Annotated in this window: 21 protein-coding genes and 1 pseudogene; 9 read left to right on the top strand and 13 right to left on the bottom strand. The window is 65.3% G+C overall.

What is annotated here, in order from left to right:
* Positions 1-206 precede the first annotated feature (206 nt).
* Both AOC05_RS08910 and AOC05_RS08915 read right to left on the bottom strand, forming a co-directional pair.
* The gene (locus AOC05_RS08910; RefSeq protein WP_157374948.1) at positions 207-638 is read right to left on the bottom strand and encodes a hypothetical protein; all 432 of its coding nucleotides are present in this window, start codon (positions 636-638) and stop codon (positions 207-209) included.
* Positions 639-836: 198 nt separating this feature from the next.
* Entirely contained in the window at positions 837-1,037 is a 201-nt protein-coding gene (locus tag AOC05_RS08915) for a hypothetical protein (protein WP_157374949.1), read from the bottom strand.
* A gap of 128 nt (positions 1,038-1,165) precedes the next feature.
* Between AOC05_RS08915 and AOC05_RS08920 the strand changes: the two genes are divergently transcribed.
* The 3 genes from AOC05_RS08920 to AOC05_RS08930 all read left to right on the top strand — a co-directional run bounded on the left by AOC05_RS08920 (position 1,166) and on the right by AOC05_RS08930 (position 3,106).
* Positions 1,166-1,651: a hypothetical protein gene (locus tag AOC05_RS08920; protein WP_062006926.1), complete on the top strand. Its 486-nt coding sequence runs from the start codon at positions 1,166-1,168 to the stop codon at positions 1,649-1,651.
* The gene (locus tag AOC05_RS08925; protein ID WP_062006927.1) at positions 1,614-2,216 is read left to right on the top strand and encodes a helix-turn-helix transcriptional regulator; all 603 of its coding nucleotides are present in this window, start codon (positions 1,614-1,616) and stop codon (positions 2,214-2,216) included. The genes AOC05_RS08920 and AOC05_RS08925 overlap by 38 nt, the downstream gene beginning before the upstream one ends.
* A 185-nt stretch (positions 2,217-2,401) precedes the next feature.
* On the top strand, positions 2,402-3,106 hold the full coding sequence (locus tag AOC05_RS08930) for a PASTA domain-containing protein (protein ID WP_157374950.1): 705 nt from the start codon (positions 2,402-2,404) through the stop codon (positions 3,104-3,106).
* On the opposite strand, the gene AOC05_RS08935 is transcribed toward AOC05_RS08930, so the two are convergent.
* The 4 genes and pseudogenes from AOC05_RS08935 to arsB all read right to left on the bottom strand — a co-directional run bounded on the left by AOC05_RS08935 (position 3,103) and on the right by arsB (position 7,162).
* The gene (locus AOC05_RS08935; RefSeq protein ID WP_062006929.1) at positions 3,103-4,374 is read right to left on the bottom strand and encodes an APC family permease; all 1,272 of its coding nucleotides are present in this window, start codon (positions 4,372-4,374) and stop codon (positions 3,103-3,105) included. The two genes, AOC05_RS08930 and AOC05_RS08935, sit on opposite strands and share 4 nt — an antisense overlap.
* 83 nt (positions 4,375-4,457) lie before the next feature.
* A pseudogene (locus tag AOC05_RS18905) lies at positions 4,458-5,739 on the bottom strand (FAD-dependent oxidoreductase).
* A 12-nt stretch (positions 5,740-5,751) separates the two neighbouring features.
* Positions 5,752-6,165, bottom strand: coding sequence for an arsenate reductase ArsC (locus AOC05_RS08950; RefSeq protein ID WP_062006932.1), 414 nt, complete (start codon positions 6,163-6,165; stop codon positions 5,752-5,754).
* Between the two features lie 4 nt (positions 6,166-6,169).
* Complete coding sequence (gene arsB, locus AOC05_RS08955; protein ID WP_230085679.1) at positions 6,170-7,162, bottom strand: ACR3 family arsenite efflux transporter; 993 nt, start codon at positions 7,160-7,162, stop codon at positions 6,170-6,172.
* 200 nt (positions 7,163-7,362) lie between these two features.
* On the opposite strand from arsB, the gene AOC05_RS08960 reads away from it, so the two are divergent.
* The 3 genes from AOC05_RS08960 to AOC05_RS08970 all read left to right on the top strand — a co-directional run bounded on the left by AOC05_RS08960 (position 7,363) and on the right by AOC05_RS08970 (position 10,533).
* On the top strand, positions 7,363-7,713 hold the full coding sequence (locus tag AOC05_RS08960; RefSeq protein WP_062006934.1) for an ArsR/SmtB family transcription factor: 351 nt from the start codon (positions 7,363-7,365) through the stop codon (positions 7,711-7,713).
* Positions 7,714-7,910: 197 nt separating this feature from the next.
* Positions 7,911-9,275 (top strand): reverse transcriptase family protein, encoded by a 1,365-nt coding sequence (locus AOC05_RS08965; protein ID WP_082357877.1) that lies wholly within the window; start codon positions 7,911-7,913, stop codon positions 9,273-9,275.
* A 163-nt stretch (positions 9,276-9,438) separates the two neighbouring features.
* On the top strand, positions 9,439-10,533 hold the full coding sequence (locus AOC05_RS08970) for an SDR family oxidoreductase (protein ID WP_157374951.1): 1,095 nt from the start codon (positions 9,439-9,441) through the stop codon (positions 10,531-10,533).
* Here the strand turns inward: AOC05_RS08970 and AOC05_RS08975 are convergent.
* From AOC05_RS08975 to map, 6 genes are all read right to left on the bottom strand, one after another.
* Complete coding sequence (locus AOC05_RS08975; protein WP_062006936.1) at positions 10,530-10,991, bottom strand: DUF3817 domain-containing protein; 462 nt, start codon at positions 10,989-10,991, stop codon at positions 10,530-10,532. The genes AOC05_RS08970 and AOC05_RS08975 overlap by 4 nt on opposite strands.
* Before the next feature lie 41 nt (positions 10,992-11,032).
* The gene (locus AOC05_RS08980) at positions 11,033-11,956 is read right to left on the bottom strand and encodes an oxygenase MpaB family protein (RefSeq protein WP_062006937.1); all 924 of its coding nucleotides are present in this window, start codon (positions 11,954-11,956) and stop codon (positions 11,033-11,035) included.
* Positions 11,957-11,973: 17 nt separating this feature from the next.
* Entirely contained in the window at positions 11,974-12,864 is an 891-nt protein-coding gene (locus AOC05_RS08985) for an SGNH/GDSL hydrolase family protein (protein WP_062006938.1), read from the bottom strand.
* Between the two features lie 108 nt (positions 12,865-12,972).
* Positions 12,973-14,340, bottom strand: a complete 1,368-nt coding sequence (locus AOC05_RS08990) for a glutamate decarboxylase (protein WP_062006939.1) — start codon at positions 14,338-14,340, stop codon at positions 12,973-12,975.
* A gap of 42 nt (positions 14,341-14,382) precedes the next feature.
* Positions 14,383-15,240, bottom strand: a complete 858-nt coding sequence (locus AOC05_RS08995; protein WP_062009561.1) for a putative protein N(5)-glutamine methyltransferase — start codon at positions 15,238-15,240, stop codon at positions 14,383-14,385.
* Between the two features lie 175 nt (positions 15,241-15,415).
* The gene (gene map, locus AOC05_RS09000) at positions 15,416-16,183 is read right to left on the bottom strand and encodes a type I methionyl aminopeptidase (RefSeq protein WP_062006940.1); all 768 of its coding nucleotides are present in this window, start codon (positions 16,181-16,183) and stop codon (positions 15,416-15,418) included.
* Between the two features lie 62 nt (positions 16,184-16,245).
* Here map and AOC05_RS09005 point away from each other — a divergent pair, with 62 nt between their 5' ends.
* Positions 16,246-16,947, top strand: coding sequence for a DNA alkylation repair protein (locus AOC05_RS09005; protein ID WP_062009563.1), 702 nt, complete (start codon positions 16,246-16,248; stop codon positions 16,945-16,947).
* 22 nt (positions 16,948-16,969) lie between these two features.
* Here AOC05_RS09005 and mptB read toward each other — a convergent pair whose 3' ends face one another.
* Positions 16,970-18,520, bottom strand: a complete 1,551-nt coding sequence (gene mptB / locus AOC05_RS09010; protein WP_062006941.1) for a polyprenol phosphomannose-dependent alpha 1,6 mannosyltransferase MptB — start codon at positions 18,518-18,520, stop codon at positions 16,970-16,972.
* Positions 18,521-18,728: 208 nt separating this feature from the next.
* Here mptB and AOC05_RS09015 point away from each other — a divergent pair, with 208 nt between their 5' ends.
* Both AOC05_RS09015 and AOC05_RS09020 read left to right on the top strand, forming a co-directional pair.
* The gene (locus AOC05_RS09015) at positions 18,729-20,102 is read left to right on the top strand and encodes a glycosyltransferase 87 family protein (RefSeq protein WP_082358159.1); all 1,374 of its coding nucleotides are present in this window, start codon (positions 18,729-18,731) and stop codon (positions 20,100-20,102) included.
* A gap of 43 nt (positions 20,103-20,145) precedes the next feature.
* Positions 20,146-21,423, top strand: coding sequence for a glycosyltransferase 87 family protein (locus tag AOC05_RS09020; RefSeq protein ID WP_062006942.1), 1,278 nt, complete (start codon positions 20,146-20,148; stop codon positions 21,421-21,423).
* Positions 21,424-21,526 lie beyond the last annotated feature (103 nt).

Here is a 21,526-nt window from a genome sequence, read left to right on the forward strand (position 1 = left end):
TACCTCATCGCTGGCCCACCTGACAGGCGACTGGATGGAACTGGGCCCCTGGACAGGATCAACATCGGGACCCAGCTGTTGGGCATATTAGGTGCCCCGCCACACCAAAGCTTGGTTCAAGACGTCTACACCCATACCGACGGGAACGCCCACCTCAACCGCTTGGTGGCCGAAGGGATCAGCGCAGATGCCCGGACCCTGCCAACTCATCTACCGGCTGACCTCAAGTCAGCCGTCCTGCGGTCGTGGCTTGCCTTGTCCCCCGGAGCACAGCTGCTCACCCAGCTCATATGGCCGTCGGCGTCGGCCCCATCAGCGCACAGGAGCTGGAGGCCCTGCTCCCTGCTGTGCAAACTGGGGCGCATCCGTCCCAGGAAGCCTTGGTGCTGTTGCACGAATGCGCAGCGGCCAACATCGTGGACTGTGGGCCCGACACGAAACAGTGGTGGTTCCACCATCCAATGATTGCCGAGGCCCTGCTGCAGGTTCAGGACGGTGACGAGCGCAGGCGCAGGCACGGCGCTTTTGCCCGGCACTATCAGGAGCAGTTGGCGGTAGCGCCGGAACCTGACTTCCAGCAGCTGGCGGCCCTTGCCGACCACCACCACGCGGCCGGCCATGCCGCGGAGGCGTTCCATTGGTCGTTGCGTGCCTCCACCGCATCCGGGAAGGTGGGTGGGTGTGCGGAAATGATCCGACTGCTGCGACGTGCACTCACACTGCGCAGCAGCGTACCCGGCGCCCAAGCGAGCCTTGGGGCGCTGTGGTCCCGGCGGAGGGCCGCCGCTGAGGAGACCGGTTCGTTGGAGGATGAACTTGAGGCCGTGGAGGCGCTTCTAGCCGGGCTCGACGGCGGTTCCCGGCCTTTGGACGAAGCCGAACTGTTGGTGCGGCGTATGCACCTGCGATTTTCTACCGGCAAAGCCTTTCTCAATGTCAAAGACGCCAGTCAGGCTGTCGTGCTGGCCGCCGTTGCGCCGGACAGCTGGCAGCGTGCCCTCGCGCTTACCGAACTCGCCCATACCGGACTCTGTCACGGGGCCGGCCTCTGGCAGGAGGTTCCCGCTGCCGCCGCCGGGCCGGGGCTCGCTGGGCCTTCGTCCACGCCACGATATGGCTGGCCAACGCCACAGATCCTTGGACGACTCTTGCCTATGCCGACCTCATGCGTGCGGGCAGGCAGCATCTGGTGGACCTTGGCGCCCCGCATACCTACATTGCCAAGCTCCCAGCTAATGAGGCCGGCAGTTTTTTGGCCACCGGCCGGTGGCGGGAGTGCGCACACGCTCTTCGCAGTGCCCTTGGCACGAACCCCGGGGTCATGGCCGACGTCGACACCCGCCTTGTGGCGGCCCGGCTCGCCGCCTGGCAGGGCCGGCAGGCCGAGGCAGAAGCCCACCTGGGGTGCGCCGAGGAGATGTTTGCCGTTGCTGAGGCATTTTTGAACCCCAGCTTTGACGCCGTCCGCGCCGAGGACCACCTTGCCGCGGGGAATCCGGAAGCCGCCTATGCGGCGGCCATGAACGGTGCGTGCACGGAAGGAGCGCCCCCGACCATGTGCGAGTGGTTGCTCCCTCTGGGCGGCCCGCTCCCTGGCGGACCGCATCCGACGGGTGGTCGACACGGGGAATCCCCCGGCCGAACTCCATGACTTGCTCGAAGATCTGCTCAACCGGTTCCCGCAGGTCATTTCGGATAGCGGCTACAATTCAGCGCTCTACCAAAATCTGGTGGCTGTCTTCAACCTCTTGTACGCTGCCGAACTTGGCCGCGCACGGGACGAGGGCAACAATGCCCGGCAGTGGATGGCAGCGGCCACCGCCCTCCAAACGGTCTCCTTCCTTTGGGAGGAGACCTACGCCTGCTGGCGAGGCGCGGAGTCTTTCCTCCTCCATGGGCACAGCCAAGGCACGCCGGCCGCGTCGTTGCTGCGTCGCGGGCTTAATCTTGCCCGTGACCTTCAAGCCACACCCCTGCAGGAGCAATTCCTCGATCTCGCCGCCCAGGCCCGGATCGACACCACTGATCCGGGTGCCGCAGCAGCACAGGAAGCCCATAAACAGTTGCCCGGGCTGACGTATGGGGAAATTGCTCAGGAACTGGTGATCAGTGAGAAAACAGTCAGCTCGCACATCTCGAACCTGCTGCGAAAGGCTGCGACCGCCAACCGCTTGGACCTTTCCCGGCTGGCAACCCGCAGGGCTTCCGGAAGCTAAGGCCCCGCCGGCCCCATCACGGGAACCTGCGCTACAGACAAAAGCCAATACATCTGGGGCTAAAAGGTATAAAATTCGCTGTGTGGCCGAAACCACCTTCGGCGAACCTAAAGCAACCAGTGACGTCCCGCTTCACAACGGATTGCCACCCCCAGGGGGCAACGATGCAGGTAGTTGACATAACCATGATCAGCCTTCCTTTGCCCGAGGTCCGGATCTTTGCCCCATCGCCAGCCGCCGATCCCCCCACCACGCCAGCGGCGGTGGTCCCCGATGCCCTGTCGGGGCCAACGCTCCTGTGGGCTCTGGTGATCGTCGCCGTCGTGGTGCTGATTGTCTCGATCTTTGTGCTCTGGGCCCGGCTGGGTGCCACCAAGGCTGCGCATGCTTCCAGCGACAGCATGATCCGCAGCTGGGTGGCCGCGATTTTGGTGGTGGGTCTGCTTCTTTTGACGGTGCTCTCTTTTGGACTACGGGACAGCACTCTTCGAAGCGCCCTGGTCGGCGGGATCACGGCGTCCGTCGGTGTAGCCATTGCCTTCTACTTCTCCGCCAAGTCCGCCGACGCAGCCCGACAGGACGTCTTGAAGGCCGCTGCGGGAACAGCATTGGTCCCGGATCTGGTCGGGTGCACCTGGGAGGAGGCCAACACCAAACTGGGCACAACGGTCTTTAAGCTCGCGGCGGCCACGCCCTCCCACACGTCCAGCGAATCCAGGCGAAAAGAACTCAAGGAAGCGAACCAGCGACCCGCAGGGACCGTCGCCTCCGCGGCCACGGCCGTGGGCACGGGCCCGAACGAGGCCCCTACCCAGAGGGTCGTCGCCCAGGACCCTACGCCGAACAGCAACGCCCTGAAGGGATCCAACGTGACCGTCTACTTCGACTAGCCCGCCACGCCGGACCGGGCATCGCGGCCCAGACGTGCCAGGCGGACCACGATGCCCACGGCAAAGACCGCGGCCCCCCAAGCTATCGACTCGCCGGGCAGCGTGGCCACCAGCACGGCACAGCCCAGCACCCCCAGCAGCTGCAGGGCCCTGGGGTACCGGCGGTCAGCGGGCGGCTGGGTCAGGGCTGACAGGTTAGCCACCAGGTAGTAGACCAGCACACCAAAGGAGGAGAAGCCAATCATGCCCCGCAGGTCCGCCACGGCAATCACGGCGCAAATGACCACGGCCACGGCAACCTCGGCCCGGTGCGGGACACGGTACCGCGGGTGAACCGCCGCCAAATACGACGGCAGGTCGCGTTCACGGGCCATGGCCAGGCTGGTCCGGCCAAGCCCCGCTATCAAGCCCAGCAACGCCCCCAAGGCGGCAATCGCCGCCCCCACTTGGACCACAGGAACGGCCCACAGCCACGGCCCGGACGCCACGGCGTCGGCCAGCGGCGTAGCTGACGCCGCAACGCCGTCGGCCCCCAGAACGGCCAGCAGTGTCACCGCCACCACGGCGTAGATGACCACAATCAAGGACAGCGCCACCACAATGGCCCGGGGTATGGTCCGCCGCGGATCCCGGACCTCCTCGCCCATCGTGGCAATCCGGGCATATCCGGCAAAGGCAAAGAACAGCAGGCCCGCCGATTGCAGGATCCCGTACCAGCCGTGAGCCAAGAGCCCGCTCCCGGTCACGGCGCCCAACCCCGCACCGCGGCCACCCCAGCTGGCCGCCACAGCCACGGCCAGCACCAGCAGGACCACGGTGACCAGGGTTCGGGTCAGGGCCGCCGTCTTGGTAACCCCGTGATAGTTGACGGCGACCAAAAAGATGACCGCTGCCATTGCCACGGGCCGCTGCCACCCGGCGGGAACGGCGTAGGCGGCAAAGGTCATGGCCATGGCCGCCGCACTGGCGGTCTTGCCCACCACGAATCCCCACCCGGCCACATACCCAGCCCACGGGCCCAGGCGCTCCCGGCCGTACAAGTAGGTGCCGCCGGAGGAGGGATAGGCGGCGGCAAGCTGTGCCGAGGACGTGGCGTTGCAAAAAGCCACCACCGCAGCCAGGGCGAGCCCGATGAGCAACCCGGCACCCGCAGCCGCCGCAGCCGGTGTGAACGCGACAAAGATGCCGGCCCCCAGCATGGAGCCCAGCCCGATCGTGACGGCGTCGAAGGTACCCAGGCGGCGGGCCAGCGGGGCCGGTGCGGTCATGAAAGGTACTCCTCGTTAGTGTGTGCACTCACCGCACCACATCATGGCGCGGTGCCGGTCCACTGACCATTATGGCTGTTGGATCAGCCGCAGGCGGCCACTTCACCGCTGCTGCCCACGTCTGCGGAGCACACGCCGGTCTCCGGTAGCTGCAGTTCGAGCTTTGCGGCGGTTTCGTGGTTGCCTGCGAGCGCGGCGGCGATGGAGCGCACCTGCTCATAGCCTGTGGCCATGAGGAAGGTGGGGGCGCGTCCATAGGATTTCATGCCCACCACGTAGAAGTCCTTCTCGGGGTGGGCCAGAACCGCGGCCCCGTGGGCAGGGACTGTGCCGCAGGAGTGAAATTCGGGGTCGATGAGCGGGCCCAGCGCCCGCGGTGCTTCCACTGCCGGGTCCAGGTCCAGACGGAGTTCAGCGAGCATGCCCATGTCGTGGCTCAAACCCGTGGCGGGAATGACGACGTCGGCCTGGATGGTCGCCTCCCCGGCAGGTGTGAGCCCGTGGATGCCCAGGACGGGGCCGGGGGTGAATCCGGTGATGGTGAAGGAGGTGTGCAGCGCCACGGTGCCCGATTCAACCAGTCTGCGCAGCCTGGTGCTGAGCATGCCGCGGGCAGGCAGCCCGTCCAGGTCCCCGCCCCCATAGAGACCGGCCATGGAGTCGCCGCGCACCAGCCAGGTGACACTGGTGTGTGGGTGTTGCCTAGCAAGGTCCCCCAGGGCCAGCAGGGTGTTGGCAGCGGAGTGCCCGGCCCCCACCACCACTACGTGCTTGCCGGCGAGGCGCTCGCGGTCCGTTCCCAGCACATCGGGCAGGGGCCGGTAATGGCGGCAGCGGCGTCGGACTCCCCCGGGGCTGGCAGCCCCGCCTGCCCCAACGGGTTGGTTGTGGCCCAGGTACCTGAGGCATCAATGACGGCCCGCGCCAGAAGGTCTTCACTGTCCCCGTTGCTGTGGCGGACCCGGACCAGGAAGGCAGCGTGTTCCCTGTTGGCTGAACGGGTCATATCCATCCCGAGGCGGCTGACGGCCGTCACGGAGTGGCCGAGCCGGAGGGTGGGTGCCAGCTGGGGTGTGCCGGCCAAGGGCATCAGGTAGTCCTGGACCAGTGAGCGGCCTGTGGGCAGGGAAGTCCCGCGCGGGGATTCCCACCCGGCGGCGGTGAGCAGGCGTGCCGAGGCGGGATCCACGTTGTACTGCCAGGGTGAGAACAACTTGATATGGCCCAGGCGGTGACGGCCGCCCCCACGGACTCCCCGGCCTCCAGGACCAGCGGGGTGAGGCCGTTTTCCAGCACATGGGCGGCGGCGGCCAGGCCCAGGGGTCCGGCGCCAATGACGATGACGGGCAGTTTGGGGGGGGTCATGGTGCGGGCTTTCTAGGGTAGGAGGCTGGCGATGAGTGCTTGGACGCGGGATTTGATGTCGTCTCGGATGGGGCGGAGGGCGTCGACGCCCTGGCCTGCGGGATCTTCAAGGTCCCAGTCCTCATACCGCTTGCCGGGGAAGATCGGGCAGGTATCCCCGCAGCCCATGGTGATGACGACGTCGGACCCCTGCACTGCCGCAGTGGTCAGGACCTTGGGGGTTTGCTCGGACATGTCGATGCCCTCCTCCGCCATGGCGGCCACGGCGGCCGGGTTGACCGAATCGGCGGGCGCGGAGCCGGCCGACCGCACCTCGATGGCGCCGCCTGCGAGCGCGGACAGGTAGGCGGCCGCCATCTGGGAACGTCCGGCGTTGTGGACGCAAACAAAGAGGACGGAGGGCAACTTGCCAGTTGTTTCAGGCATGGGATCAGGCTCCTTGTGCTGGGGTGGGAAAGTAGCGGTTCCTGGACCAGAGGGCTGCGTAGACCAGCGCCACCAGCACGGGCACCTCAATGAGGGGACCCACGACGCCGGCCAGGGCCTGTCCGCTTGTCACCCCGAAGGTGCCAATAGCCACGGCGATGGCCAGCTCAAAGTTGTTGCCGGCGGCGGTGAAAGCCAGGGTGACGGTTTTAGCGTAGCCCAGCCGCATTACCTTGCCGATCACCATTCCGGCGCCGAACACCAGGACAAAGTACACGAGCAGGGGCAGGGCGATCCGTGCCACGTCCTGCGGGCGGGAGGTGATGCTCTCACCCTGCAGGGAAAAGAGCAGCATGATGGTGAACAGCAGGCCGTAGAGGGCCCAAGGCCCCAGTTTGGGCAGGAACGTGCCCTCGTACCAGCTGCGACCCTTGGCCTTTTCAGCAACCGTGCGGGTCAGGAAGCCCGCTAGTAAGGGGAGGCCGAGGAAGACCAGCACGCTCAGGGTGATGGTCCAGAAGGAGAAGTCCGCACTCGCCACGGGCAGGCCCAGCCAGGCGGGCAGGATCTGGAGGTAGAACCAGCCCATGGCGCCGAAGGCGATGACCTGGAACACCGAGTTCAGCAGGACCAGCACCGTGGCGGCTTCCCTGTCACCGCAGGCCAGCTCATTCCAGATCATCACCATGGCGATGCAGCGGGCCAGGCCCACAATGATCAGCCCGCTGCGGTACTCGGGCAAGTCCGGAACAAAGAGCCAGGCCAGGGCAAACATGAGTGCCGGGGCCAGCAGCCAGTTCAGGACCAAGGAGGTCACGAGCAGTTTCCTGTCCGCCAGCACCGGGCCCGTCTCGTCGTACCTGACCTTGGCCAGCACCGGGAACATCATAACCAGCAGGCCGATGGCGATCGGCAACGAAATAGAGCCGAGCTTGACCGCCTCCAACGCCGTGTTGAGGCCGGGAACAAGACGCCCCAGCGCCAGGCCCAGGGCCATGGCGGCGATGATCCAGAGCGGTAGGAAGCGGTCCAGGGAGGAAAGCCGTCCCGCGGCAGCAGCCCGGGTGCCCTTCGGAGGGGATTCAATGCTGGTACTCACAGGACTTCTGGGCCTCTTCAAAGGAGATTGATGAATGTCGATATACGAAGTATTGAACGCTATATCGACAGTTGTCAATCTAAGGGCATAATGGTTACATGACCACCGCACCCGCCCTTGAGGACAGCACGGAGCAGGACTGCTGCACGCCCGCCGTCACGTCCGTGCTCGACGCGCAGACGGCACATCAGAGGGCCCGCACCTTCAAGGCGCTCGCGGACCCGAACCGCCTGCGCCTGCTCTCCATCGTGAAGGCCGGCAGCCTCAACGGAACGTGCGTGTGCGATCTGACGGAGCCCTTGGAACTGGGCCAGCCCACTGTCTCCCACCACCTGAAGATCCTGGTCGACGCCGGATTCCTGGCACGCGAAAAACGTGGCACCTGGGCTTTCTACTCGATGGTTCCCGGGGCACTTGATGCCGTCACAGAGACGTTGCTCGGCCTGTAAGAGCGACCCATCGGCTAGGGTGGCAGCATGCGACGGCCAATGGATGAGGCGGGAGAAACACTTTGTGTTCATCCCTCTCCGGGGTTACCCCGGGGTACGCAGTATTGCCTGGACCATGCACCGCTGGTGCCTCACTGCGCTGCGCGCAGCCGGGCACCAGCACAGACAGCCAAGTCATCCGTTAGCCGTCGCAGCCCATGATTGACAAGGGATCAGCCGTGCTGGCAAGGACACCGCACCCCTCGCCAGAGGCGGTGTCCACGGCCCTAGCTGATGCCTTCCTGGCAGCGGAGCAGTGGAACGCCGAGGCACTAGCGCGCGCCGGCAACCACACCTGTGGATCACCACGGCGCTGGATCACCACGCTTGCCGCGCACATCGTTGCCAGCTACCCCCGTCCACCCGTGGATGCACCTCGCGAGCTCGCCGCCGTGGTGCGCCAGAGCAAGCCCTTCACCCGGGCGCTGGCCCGGGCCTCCCGCACGGGCAAGCCGCTGCCATTGAAGCATTACACCCTGGATCCGGCCGTGGCGCGCCACTCACCCCTGGACGTCCCCGACATTGGCAACCTGAGTGAACTGGCCCGGCTCCTGGGCATCACCCCGGGCGAGCTGGAGTGGTTTGCGGACCCCAAACACCTCAACCGCAACGCCGCCCCCATCCTGGCGCACTACCGCTACGTATGGCACACACGCCCGGGCCGCGTGCCCCGGCTCCTGGAGGTTCCGGCTCCCCGCCTGCGCGCCCTGCAACGCGTGGTTCTTTCGCAGCTGCTCTGTCCCATCCCGCCGCACCCGGCCGCCCACGGCTTTGTGCCCGGCCGCAGTGCTGTAACTGGAGCCGGCGCACATACCGGAAAGCTGGTGGTGGTCAACCTTGACCTCGCCACCTTCTTTGCCAAGGTGACCGCCGGTAGGGTCTTTGGCGTGATGCGCCAGGCCGGCTATGCGGAGGCGGTGGCGCACAGGCTCACCGGGCTGTGCACACACCGGGTTCCGGCCCGGGTCCTCTCACAGATGCCGCCCGGCGGGGATCCTGCCGACCGTTTTGCCCTGCGGCAGGCCCTGGCGCTTCCACACCTGCCGCAGGGCGCCCCCACCTCGCCCATGCTGGCCAACCTGGCGGTGCGGCGGATGGATTCCCGGCTGGCTGGCTGGGCCCGGAGGTTCGACGCCGGATACACCCGCTACGCCGACGACCTCGCCTTCAGCGGCGGCAGGGACCTAGCCAGGGGCGCCGATGCCTTCATTGCCGGGGTGGGCCGGATTGTGGCGGACGAGGGCCACCGCCTCAACCACCGCAAAACCCGGGTGCGCGGGGCCAGCGCACGCCAAAGCGTCACAGGGGTGGTGGTCAACGCCCACCCCAACGTGCGCCGCACCGACATTGACCGGCTCAAGGCGATCCTGCACAACTGCGCAACCTACGGGCCGTCCTCGCAAAACCTGGAGGGCCACGCCGAATTCCAGGCCCAGCTGCTGGGGCGCATCGCCTGGGTTGCCGGCGTCAACCCGCACCGCGGGGCCCAGCTGCGCGCAGTTTATCGGCGAATCAGCTGGTAGCAGCCGGCCCAGGGGGCCACGGCGAAAACGTGGCCGACTACCTCCTGTAGTGCGCCACGCCCGACGCAACGGCGATGCACGAAAAGACAAGCCATGGTCTCCGGGTGATTCTGGGCGGAAGATGGTCTGTAGGCTCACAAAACCGGGACGGCAGGCGTTGAGCATGAGCGATGAACTAGTTCTTGTCACGGGAGGCTCCGGCTTTCTCGGCGCCCACTGCATCGCCGCACTGTTGTCCGGCGGCTACCGGGTGCGCGGCACGCTGCGCTCCCTGGACCGGGCTCAGGAAGTTATCACCCTACTGGCCCATGCCGGGGTGTCGGCAGAGGGCCGGCTCAGCTTCGCGCAGGCCAACCTGATGGACGACGTCGGCTGGCAGGACGCCGTCGACGGCGCCAGTTACGTCCTTCACACGGCCTCGCCCTTCCCACCCACCCAGCCCAAAGATCAGGACGAGCTGCTGGTCCCGGCACGCTACGGGACGCTGCGGGTCCTGCGGGCTGCTCGTCAGGTAGACGTGAAGCAGGTGGTGGTGACTTCCTCCTTTGCCGCCATCGGCTACGGCGGGCCTGTCCTAGAACGCCCTTACACCGAGGAAGACTGGACCGACCCGGAGGAGCATCTGAGCCCCTATGTGAGGTCCAAGACGCTGGCGGAAAAGGCGGCTTGGGATTTCATGGCAGGTCTGGGAGACGGACAAGAAGGGATGGGGCTGGCTGTGGTCAACCCCGTGGGGATCTTTGGCCCGATCCTGGGGCCCAGGTTGTCCACTTCGGTGCAAATTGTGCAGCGGCTCATGTCAGGGGTGCTGCCGGGCCTGCCCAAGGTTTCCTCGGGGGTGGTGGATGTCCGCGACGTTGCCGCCTTACACGTGCTGGCCATGACGCACCCCTCCGCACGGGGCCAGCGGTTCCTGGCTTCCGGCGGGGATGCAATGTCCTTGCCGGAGATCTCACGCGTGCTCCATGCAAGGCTGGGCGACGGGGCGTCCCGGGTGCCCACCCGCGTGTTGCCGGACCTCCTTGTCCGGCTGGCTGCACTCTTTGACAAGGACCTGGCCGGGGAGGTGGTGCCGCGCCTGGGCAAGGTCAAGCACCTTTCCAACGACAAGGCCCGCTCGGTCCTGGGTTGGGCGCCGCCGGGTAGGACCCTCCCCCGCGGCAGGGGCCCGTTTCCGGGGCGGCCTTGTCCGTTGCGGTATTGGCGAAACTGGCTGGCTTTCTTAGTCAGTGACCGCCAGCTTGGGGCTTTAGGCTAGGACCGGCCACCGGGAGGGCCAATAAACAACATGGTGGACATGATGGCGCCCAGCAGCACCACAAAGCCCACACCAAAGAGTACGGGACGGTTCAGCAGCCAGCGCATCACCACGTTGGTGAACCCGTGGTCCCCCGGGTGATCTGTGGCGGTGGTGCGCCATTCGCCGTCGAGCATGCCACGCTTCTCCAGACGCCTGTCGAAGGGAATGGTCAGGTATGGCACGAAAGCGGTGGCCATGGCGCCCACAATCTGCCGCGTGCGCCAGCGCTGGTTCACGCCCACCAAGACGGCGGTCATGGCGTAGCCAATGAACACCATTCCATGAGCGAAGCCGCCGATGGTGACGGGCCAGTCCCCCACCTTGAACACATATTTGAGGATCATGGCCGATATCAACAACGTCCAGGTCACGGTTTCGGCGATGGCGAAGGCACGGTAGAACAGACGAGGTGTCATGGGGCGGGCGGTCCTTGAGTGGGAAACGTCGAAAATCTAGCTTATCCGGCTTTCCTGAGCGAATCCTCCAACCCGAGCCGGCTTCTGCGTGCGCGGGCGGAGCGTTCGCTAGGCCCGATCTTTCCCAGCCCGAGATGGACGACGGCGAGCACCAGTTTTGCGCCCTGGCGTATCGGCAGCGAGAACGGGCCCCAGCGCGGCGTGTGCAGCCTGAGCAGTGCCCGGTATTCGGCTGGCAACGTGTCCACGGCCGCGGCAAAAAGGATCTTGTACCCCCCCTTCTGCGAGCGCGGCAGGGGCGGGTTGCGCAGGAATGCCACGGTGTCCACCACGCGCTGGTCGTAACGCAGCTCCGGGGTGAACGTGTCAAGTTGCTCATACAGCTGCGCCTCCGTCACAGGCGGGTTGTCCACGCCCATCAGCTCCCCCGCAACAGCCCAGTCGGCCACGTACGCGTTCGGGCCACCGGGGAAAGCGGCACCCAGGGACTTGTGGGAGGCCAGGAACGCTTCCGTGAAGGCAAGGTGAACCCATCGCAGGAGGTCCGGATCGTTGGCGGTGTAGGGAACCTCATCCCCGTTGTTCCTCTGGTATGTGCCTGTGATGAAGTTGTGGATGGAGCGCACCTTATTCGACGTCTCCCGGGCCGCCGAGGTGTCCCCATAAGTGACGGTGTAGATCCAGCGGATGGTCCCGGCAAGGCGGGCCAGCGGGTCGCTCTTATAGTCAGAGTGGTCGTGGACCCCTGCCATGGCTCCCGGGTGGAGTGCCTGCAGGAGGAGGGCGTGGATGCCGGCCACCAGTGTCGTCATGGACCCGTGCACGGCCCACGCTGCCGAGTCGGGCGCAAAGTACCCTCCGTCGTCGCCCTTTTCAAGGTCCAGTTCCCATTGCGGGACGGTGGCGGAATTGGCGCTGAAGGTGCCTCGTAGTTCACGGCGCCAGCGGGCAAGAATGTTCTCCATGCTCCCAGTCTGGACCCTTATTCCGGCGGATGCACACCCGCTGACGCGCTTCCTTCTGCCAGCGGCGGGACGGCGTTTCCGAAAGGGCTCCCGTCCACAGGGGTGGGAAAGGGACGTTTGGCATGGAAGCCTTCACTGCGGGAGCGATTCTTCACACCCCCCAACACCCAAGGCATGAAGTACTCGCGCGCCCAGCCGAGGTCGCCGGCGCGGGCCTGCCGCCAGCTTTGGGGCGGTGCTGGTCTAAGCTCCCAGGGGACCAATGTGTGTTCAACGTTCAAGGTGTCCAGGACCATGATGGCCACCGTCTGGTAGCCCACAGCCGAGGGGTGGAGCCGGTCCGGGCCCCACATTCGGGGGTCATGCAGCTCGCTCAGCCTCCAGAGGTCGGCGATGACCGCGTTCTGCCGGGCGGCAATGCTGCGCAAGTTTTCATTGAAGATGGCAATCTTGGTGCGGAACTGGCCCATGATGGTGGATTTACCCGAATCCGGGCCCACAAACAACAACACCGTGGCACCGATGGCCCGCAGTTCCAGCACGGAGCGTTCGATAACGCCCGCCAGCTTGTCCGGGTCCGCGCCCGTGTGTATGAGATCGTTGCCACCTGCCTGGATGGACACGAGATCGGGTCGTAGGTCGATGGCCGTGGCGAGCTGACTGTCGATGACCTCACGCAGCAGCTGGCCTCTGACCGCCAGGTTGGCGTAGGCGAAGTCGCCATGACCCCGGCTCAATTCCTCGGCCACCCTATCGGCCCAGCCTCGAAATTCACCCGGGCGCCGCGGTTCCGGGTCCCCCACCCCCTCGGTAAAGGAATCGCCCATGGCCACAAACCGGTGCCACGGGTGCGGCCCCGCATGGCCGGGCGGCCCTATGCCGCCGTTCACGCTCTGCTCGAAGCTCATGCCTCCATCCTCCTCCCGGCGCGGCTGTTTGCGACGGGTCCGGGCCTTATTTGTTGAAGGAAGCCATCCGAGACCAGGCGTGCCCCGGCCTTGCCGTGCAACACGTTCCTAGTGGTGGAAGGCCACCCGGGCCTGCTGCTGCCCGGACAGCCGGGCCACCGACTTGGCCAGATCCGCCAGGAACATTTCAGCTAGGTCAAAAGTGAAGCCGTTCCGCACCACCACACGTAGCACGTCGACGTCGGCCATGCCCTTGGGCATGGGGTAGGCGGGCACGATCCAGCCGAAGCTGCGCAGCTCGTGCGAGAGGTCGTACACGTCCCAACCATCCGGCGTCGTCAGCTTGAAGGCCAGGACAGGCAGTTCCTCCCCACGGCTCAGGAGGGTGAAGGGGCCCAGCTTTTCAACACCCTGGGCAATGGTTGTGGCAATGTCGCGCGCACGTTGCTGGATGCGCTGGTAGCCGTCGAAGCCGTAGCGGACCAGCGTGTAGTACTGGGCAATGACCTGGGAGGCGGGTCGGGAGAAGTTCAGGGCAAAGGTGGGCATGGAACCGCCCAGGTAATCGACGCTGAAGATCAGCTCCCGGGGTAAGTCATCCGAGCTGCGCCACACCACCCAACCAACCCCGGGGTACACCAATCCGTACTTGTGTCCGGAGGCGTTGATGGACTTCACCCGGTCGAGCCGGAAGTCCCACAGGAGCTCCTGGTCCAGGAAGGGGGCGATGAATCCGCCCGAGGCCGCATCCACGTGCAGGGGAATGTCAAGGCCCGTGCTGGCCTGCAGTGCGTCCAGGGCGGCAGCAATTTCCGCCACCGGTTCATAGGAGCCATCAAAGGTTGAGCCGAGCACCGCCACAACAGCGATGGTGTTCTCATCGCACGCGGCCGCGGCTTGGTCAGCTGTCAGGTGGGTGGCGCCGTCGAGCGGGACGAGCCTGGCCTCAACATCCCAATAGCGGGCAAATTTTTCCCAACAGACCTGCACGTTGGCGCCCATCACCAGGTTGGGTTTGCTGGCATTGGCGCCGGCTTCTTCCCGGCGTGCTCGCCACCGCCATTTCAGCGCCATCCCGGCCAACATAGCGGCCTCGGATGACCCCGTCGTGGAACACCCGATGGCGTCTTCTCCCCCGGCGGGAGTCGAAGCGTTCCACAGGTTCGCCAGGATGTTCACGCAACGACGTTCGATCTCTGCCGACCGCGGGTACTCATCCTTGTCGATGATGTTCTTTTCCAGCGACGCCTGGATCAGTGTTGCCGCCTGCGGTTCCATCCACGTGGTGACGAACGTTGCCAGGTTTTGGCGTGCGTTGCCGTCCAGCATCAGCTCGTCCTGAACAAAACGCAAAGCGGCGTCCGCGTCCTGGGTGTGCCGCGGCAAACGGTGCCGGGGGATGGACCCCACCCCGCCGTCGAAGGCTGAATCAGTGATCTTTTCCTCATGCTGGGGATGGTGCTTGTGCAGGCTCATGGGCTACTCCCTTGGATGCGCGTCGTACTCCGTAATAACAGGCTAGCCACTTTCGCGGGGTTTATGTACAGTCGCCGCGAGGGACGGTCCACACCCCGTGACCACTGTGCCGTCCAGGTCCTCGCTGTGGGCGATGGTGACGGAAAAACCGTGCGCCACCATGATCCCGGCGCTCGCAGCCGCCTGCCGTGTGCTGGTCTCCATGAGCAAGGAACCTCCGGGGCGCAACCAAGCGGGGGCCTGTGCGGCAATTCTGCCTTGAATCTCAAGCCCGTCGACTCCGCCGTTCAGCGCCGCATCGGGTTCATGCAGCCTGGCTTCCGCCGGCATGAAAGCGATTTCAGCTGTAGGCACGTAGGGCGCATTTGCCACGATGACATCCACTTTTCCCCTGAGTCTTGAAGGGATGGCGAGAAATAAGTCACCACAATGGGCGTGCCCCTTGAGTGCTTTGAGGTTGCGTGCAGCACACGCCACCGCAGCGGGGTCAATGTCGGCAGCGTGCAGTTCCAACGCGCCTCTCTCATGAACCAGGGCTGCGCCGACGGCGCCGCTGCCGCAGCACAGGTCCAAGACAATGGGCAGGCGTGGCGGCGAACTGCCAGGAGCGCGGTCCCCGGAGCGCAAGACGGCCACGGCCCGCTCCACCAGGAACTCGGTTCGGCGCCTGGGCACAAAAACGCCCGCAGCTACCGCGATCCGCAGCCCGCGGAACCCCGCCCAGCCCACGATGCATTCCAGTGGAAACCCGGCCACGCGGTGTGCCAGCATCCGGGCCAGTTCCTCCGAGGTCCCGGCCGCCTCACACAAGATGGCGGCTTCATCCTCCGGGTAGACGCAGCCAGCAGCACGCAAGGCGGCAACAACACTGTCCTCGGCCAAAAACCCAAGTAGCTCCATGGACATCAGATTCTAGCGCCCAGACCTGAGCAAGAACCCCGCCCGGGGGCCGTTGTGGACAAGAGCTCGCCGCCCGGGGGCCGTTGTGGTGATGCGAGGCTGGCCGGCCACCCCCGCATCACCACAACGGCCCCCCGGGTCTCGACAGGCTCGACCACCGGGGAGTGATCGCCAGCTAGGGCAGCGTCAGGATCACGGGCCCGTCGGCGGTGATAGCAATGGTGTGCTCGCTGTGGGCTGCCCGCCTGCCCTTGAGGGAGCGCAGGGTCCAGCCGTCGGCGTCGTGCTGGTAGTCGTCGTTACCGCCGGCAATCAGCATCGGCTCAATGGCGATGACCAGCCCCTCCACCAGCTTCATGCCCCTGCCGGGCCGCCCCTCGTTGGGGACGGGCGGCTCCTCGTGCATGGCCCGGCCTATGCCGTGGCCGCCGTGGTCGGCCAACAGTCCGTAGCCGGCGCTGCGGGCCTGCTTCTCAATGGCGTACCCGATGTGCCCCATCGTGTTGCCGATCCTGGCCGCGTCGATGCCCCGGGCCAGCGCGGCGTCGGTGGCGGCGATGAGTGCCAGGTCCGCGGCACTTCCCTCCCCGACGGTGAAGCTGATGGCGGAGTCCCCGCACCAGCCGTCCAGGAAGGCTCCGGCGTCAATGCTGACCAGGTCGCCGTCGGCCAACTTGTACCCGTTGGGGATGCCGTGGACGACGGCGTCGTTGACACTGGCGCAGATCACCCCCGGGAAGGGGAGGGGCGCCCAGCGCGGCTGGTAGTTCAAGAAGGCCGGGACAGCGCCGGCGTCGGCGAAGACGGTGGCGGCAACGGTGTCGAGCTCCCGCAAGCTCACACCGACCGCAGCATGGTTCCTGACGGCCGCCAGCGCCTGCGCCACTACCCGCCCGGCTTGGCGCATCACGGCGATTTCGCTTGCTGTCTTGATCTTGCCCATGGAGGTCCCTTGCTGCCTTGAAGTGTTCCCTCCACAGTACCCAAGGCCGCTACGCTGTGAAAATGAGGAACGACGCCGTTACCCCCAACCGCTTGTTCCTCGCCGCCCTGCGCCCAACCCTCTCCGAGGTGGCCCTTCCGCAGGAGGCTGCGGCAATGGCCGCGTACATGAAGTCGTCCATGCCCTTTCTTGGGGTGTCCTGCCCCACGGTGCGCAAAAGTGTCCGGGCCCTGGCCAAGGAGCACCCTTTTACCGGAGTAGAGCAGCTAGGTGCCACGGTGGTCCAGCTGTGGGCCGGCGCCGAATTTCGGGAAGAGCGCTATGCGGCCATCATGCTCACCGACTCCCGACTGGCACGGGGCCAGATGCGGCTTCTGCCCTTTTACGCCGGGGTGGTGGAGACCGGGCAATGGTGGGACTATGTGGATTCGGTGGCACCGCGGCTGTGCGAACTGTTGCAAGCCCACCGGGACGTCATGGACCCACTGCTGCGCGCGTGGAGCACCCACGCCAACTTTTGGTTCCGCCGGGCAGCGATCATCGCCCAATTGCCGGCGAAGGAATCAACCGACACCGGGCTGCTGCACCAGGTGATTGCGGCGAATCTGGGTGATACGGAGTTCTTCATTCGCAAGGCAATCGGCTGGGCGCTGCGCCAATACGCCAAGACGGACCCGGACTGGGTGCGTGATTTTGTGACCCGCCACGGCGGGCAGCTCAGTCCACTGTCACGGCGCGAGGCGCTCAAACACCTCGACGGATAGATGAGTTGACGCAGCCGTGCACCTATTGGGCCCTTTCGTGTGGGAGCTGCGCCAGCGCACGGCCAGGCATGAACAGCACCCGCGTTTTCTTGTCCCAGAACATGATGTAGAACGCACCGATCACCGCCACGCTGATGGCCACGGCACGCACCACACCCACGGGAATACCCTGAAAAATACTCAGCTGGTCCGTCAGGGCAATCAGTGTGAAGAACGCGCTCAAGTATAGAACGCACCGCAGTTGCAGGCCATCTTTGACCCCTGTCACGGCAAAGAAGGCCAGCAGCCAGAGCATATACCACGGCTGGATCATGGGGGCGAGCAGGACCACGACAGCGAAAGCCCAGGCCATCCGGCGCTGCACGGCCTGCCCGTATCTGTGTTCCACGGGCAGATCCGGGCCGAGCCCACCAAAGGGTGGCATCGACACCTTGAAGAACGCCAGCGCCATGACGAGCAGGATCGAGGCGACTTGGCCGATACTTTGGATGACGTCTGTGGTGGACGCTCCCGCACCGCCAAACAGGGTCACGGCAAAGCCGACAACGTGCGAGAACAAGCCCACAGGCGCATACCAGATCCAGACGGTGCCGGGTGTTTGCAGCGCAGCCAACCAGCCGAAGCCCAGCCCGTTGACAACGCCCATCGCCGCCATGACACCGGCGGAAATACCCAAGGTGGCGGCCCACATACCAAACTTTCGCACCCAGCCGGCCTGCGAGCCAGCCCACAGCAAGCCCACAAAAGGCAAGGCGATCAAGGTGATGGGCTTGATCGCGATCGATGCTGTCACCAAGAGGATCCCGGCTACGGGGTGCTTGATGGATGCGTAGTAGATTCCGGCCACCACCAGGCCCAGCATCAGGGAGTCATTGTGGACGCTGGCAATGAAGTTGATCAGCAGCACAGGGTTCAGCACCACCAGCCACAGGGCCCGGTTGGGGTTGAAGCCGTGCAGTTCGGCCAGCCTGGGGACGTAGACGGCCAGAAGCACCACACCGGCCAGGCTGGCAAGGCGGAACGGAACCAGCGCCAGTTCCGGGCTTCCATTGGCCATCCACACGGCGCCCTGCTCGATCCACAGCCACACGGGGCCATAAGGTGTGGGTGCCTCGGTCCAGAGCGTGTCCGGGCCCAACATGAAGTAGTTGCTCAACGCGGAGATGCCGTTGGTGTAAGGGTCCAGGCCCTGCTGCATGAGCCGGCCCTGGCCAATGTAGGCGTAGGAATCACGGCTAAAAAGTGGAAGGGCCACCATCATCGGCGCAGCCCAGAGCGTCAACGCCTTCAGGAGCAGGGGCCGGGAACTCCCGTCCCACTCCCGCAAGTGCTGGGATAGCCGCAACCAGGCACGCAACATCAGCAATGCGCCAACACACAGCAACACGGTGCACGTGATGACCGCTACTGGTGTGGTTCTGGCCACAATGAAAAGCTGCGTCCGGATCAACGAGGAACTGCTGGCCAGCCAGCCGACCCCAAAGGATCCGAGCAACAGCATCACGGAACCGGCAAAACCCTGCCAGAGGGCGGAAGTGGCGGTGCCCGCGTGCGCTGGATCCTTGGCTGGCACCTGACTCCTCAACGCTGGTTCAGCAATACTCCGGCGGCTCAAACACTCTCTCCTGAACTGTCACTGACCTGTACCATTCGCCGGCCTTTTCAGCACGGGGCGGGTCCACGGAACCGTGGATGAAATACCGGCTGCGCTAATATGTATCAAAGCGCGAAGGACACCGCCCTTCGCATTCTACCCAATCACGCTTGAGAAGGATCCAACCATCTCCACGGACACATTCTTTGCCGCGCTCGCCCGTTTCCGTGACCGGATCCTGCCGGCACCAGCCCAGGCCTGGTTGCGGACCCCGCGAGGACTATGGAGCGTCTTCGCCGTAGTCCACCTCTTCTTCGTCATCTTTGCAGCGGTTTTGTCGCTGCGCGGCGAGGCCTTTAGCGATACCTTTATCTACCGGGCATGGGCCGAGGCCGGCTTTGACCCCACCCAGGTCACGGGTCCCAGCCCCTGGGTGTACCCCATCCTGGCGCAGATTCCCATGGCAGTGGCGTACATGTTCGGAAGCGGTGCGTTCCTGTTCATCTGGGTTTTGATGATCACCATCCTGAACGGCCTGGCCGTGGCAAAGCTGACCAGCTGGGGCAGGAACACCCAGGCCATCCCGGCCGCACTGTGGTGGATTGGATTCACGGCACTTCTGGGCTGGCTGGGGTTTGCCCGGGTGGACGGTCTCACGGCCCCCATGGTGCTCATCGCACTCTCGATTGGCGTGGCACAGCCGTTCCTCACATCGGTGATTCTCAGTGTGGCGACCTGGGTCAAGGTCTGGCCCGCCGCCGTCGTGCTGGCGCTTTTGACGGTGGTGAAGCAACGGGTGCAGGTGATCCTGGCCGGCATGCTGGTCACGGCGTTTGTGGTGGCACTGGCCCTGAGCCTGAACGCGCTGCCCAAGTTGCTGACCTTCCTGCTGGAACAAGGCGATCGCGGCATGCAACTCGAGGCCACGTTCACCACCCCGTGGCTGTGGATGAGCGTGCTGAACATTGGCGGCGCACGAATGTTCATGAACCACGACATCAATTCCATGCAGGTCGACGGCCCCGGCACCGAAGTCATGAGCGTGCTGATGCAGCCGCTGCTCGTCCTTGCCGCGTTGGTGGTTGCCGCACTCATTTTCTGGGCACTGCACACCGGCAAGCGCAAGGGCGGCGCCGACCGTACCGAGCTGTTGCTACTGGGTTCCCTAGCCCTGGCCACCGCCTTTGTGGTGTTCAACAAGGTGGGTTCACCCCAGTTCATGGTGTGGCTCTCGCCCGCCGTCGCCGTGGGTATGGCATACAACATGAAGGCCTGGCGCGTCCCGGCGGCAATGCTGATTGGCATCGGGGCCCTCACTTTCCTGGTGTACCCGCTGTTCTACGACGCCCTCTCCCACAACAACCCCGTCATGGCCGCCGTTCTGACGCTGCGCAACCTGATGCTGGTGCTGCTGTTCATCTGGTCGGTGCGAGCCTTGTTCCTGGCCGGCCGCAAAACAGGCTCCGTTCCCGGGGTTGGGCCAGGAACGTCCGCTCAGTCCACGCACGACGGCGCATCCCCCTCCGCGCCCGCCGGCACGGCCACGGGCAAGGAGTCCTAAGATTTCAACGCCCCTCTTCGAGCGGATCCTCCAACGCGCCGTCATGGTCCGCAACCGCATCCTCTCCCCCAGTGTCCTGGTCTGGTTCCGTACGCCCGCCAGCGTGTGGTGGGGATTCGCCGCCGTCCACTTGTTCTTCCTGGCCTGGATGATGAGTTTCATTGTCCATGGCAACACTTTTAGCGACACCGAGCAGTACCGGCAATGGGCGCAGCTGGGCTACAACCCAGGGGATCTGGGCGACATCATCAGCCCCTGGGTCTATCCGGTGCTGGCCCAGATCCCGATCTTTGCCGCCAACGTCTTTGGCCCTGCGCTGTACCTGCTGGGCTGGACGTTGATCATCATTGTGCTGGACGCCGTCGGCCTCTTTTACCTGACCCGCGGCCCGCGCGCGCAGCGTGGCATTGCCCCCGCATGGTTTTGGCTGTTCTTCACCATCTTCATGGGGTATCTGAGCTTTGCCCGCGTGGAAGGCATCACCGCTCCCATAGTGCTCATCGCCCTGCTGTTTGCCGCCGACCGTCCCGTGGTCGCCGCTGTCCTGCTTTCGGTGGCGACCTGGATCAAGGTCTGGCCCGCCGCCGTCGTCGCGCCCCTGCTGATTGCCAGCGCCCAGCGCGTCCGCGTGTTGCTGGCCGGCGTGGCTGTCAGCGCCGTCGTGGCCGGGGCAACGGTGCTCACCGGGGCGGGGTCGCACCTGTTCGACTTTGCCATCAACCAGGGCGAGCGCGGCATGCAGCTCGAGGCGAGCTTCTCCACCCCGTGGGTGTGGCTAAGCGTGCTGAGTATTGGTGGCGCGCAGATAGCGGACAACGTGGCGATCAATTCCACCGAGGTGTACGGCCCCGGCGCGGATGTGGCAGCCATGCTGATGCAGCCGCTTCTGATCATCGCCACGGTGGCCGGGGCGCTGCTGATGATCTGGGCTCTGCGACGTGGCGCCGAGCGCGAGGAACTGCTCCTTGAAGGGTCACTGCTTATGGTCACGGCCTTCATCGTTTTCAACAAGGTGGGCTCACCCCAGTTCATCATCTGGCTGGCACCGGTAGTCGTTGCCGGCCTCACCCACAACTGGGACCGCTGGAAGGTTCCGGCCACACTTCTGATGGGGATCGCGTTCACCACCTTCGTGATCTACCCGCTCTTTTACACCCCGCTGATTCATGCGAACCCCATCATGGCCGCGGTGCTCACCATCCGCAACGTGCTGCTGGTGACGCTTCTGGTGTGGGCTGTGCGGCGAACCATCGAACTGGGCCGTAAGGCATCGCACGAGAAGGACACCCTAGCCCAGCCACAGACACCAACACCGAGGTAGCCGGACCACGCCGACACCGCACCAACGCGGGGCGAGTTTCGGCGCTGACCGGCTACCTCGCCGTCGCGGACCGGCCGCCAGAGTTATCCACAGATTATAAAAT

The organism is Arthrobacter alpinus (assembly GCF_001294625.1).
In the GTDB taxonomy this organism is placed as follows: Bacteria; Actinomycetota; Actinomycetes; order Actinomycetales; family Micrococcaceae; genus Specibacter; species Specibacter alpinus_A.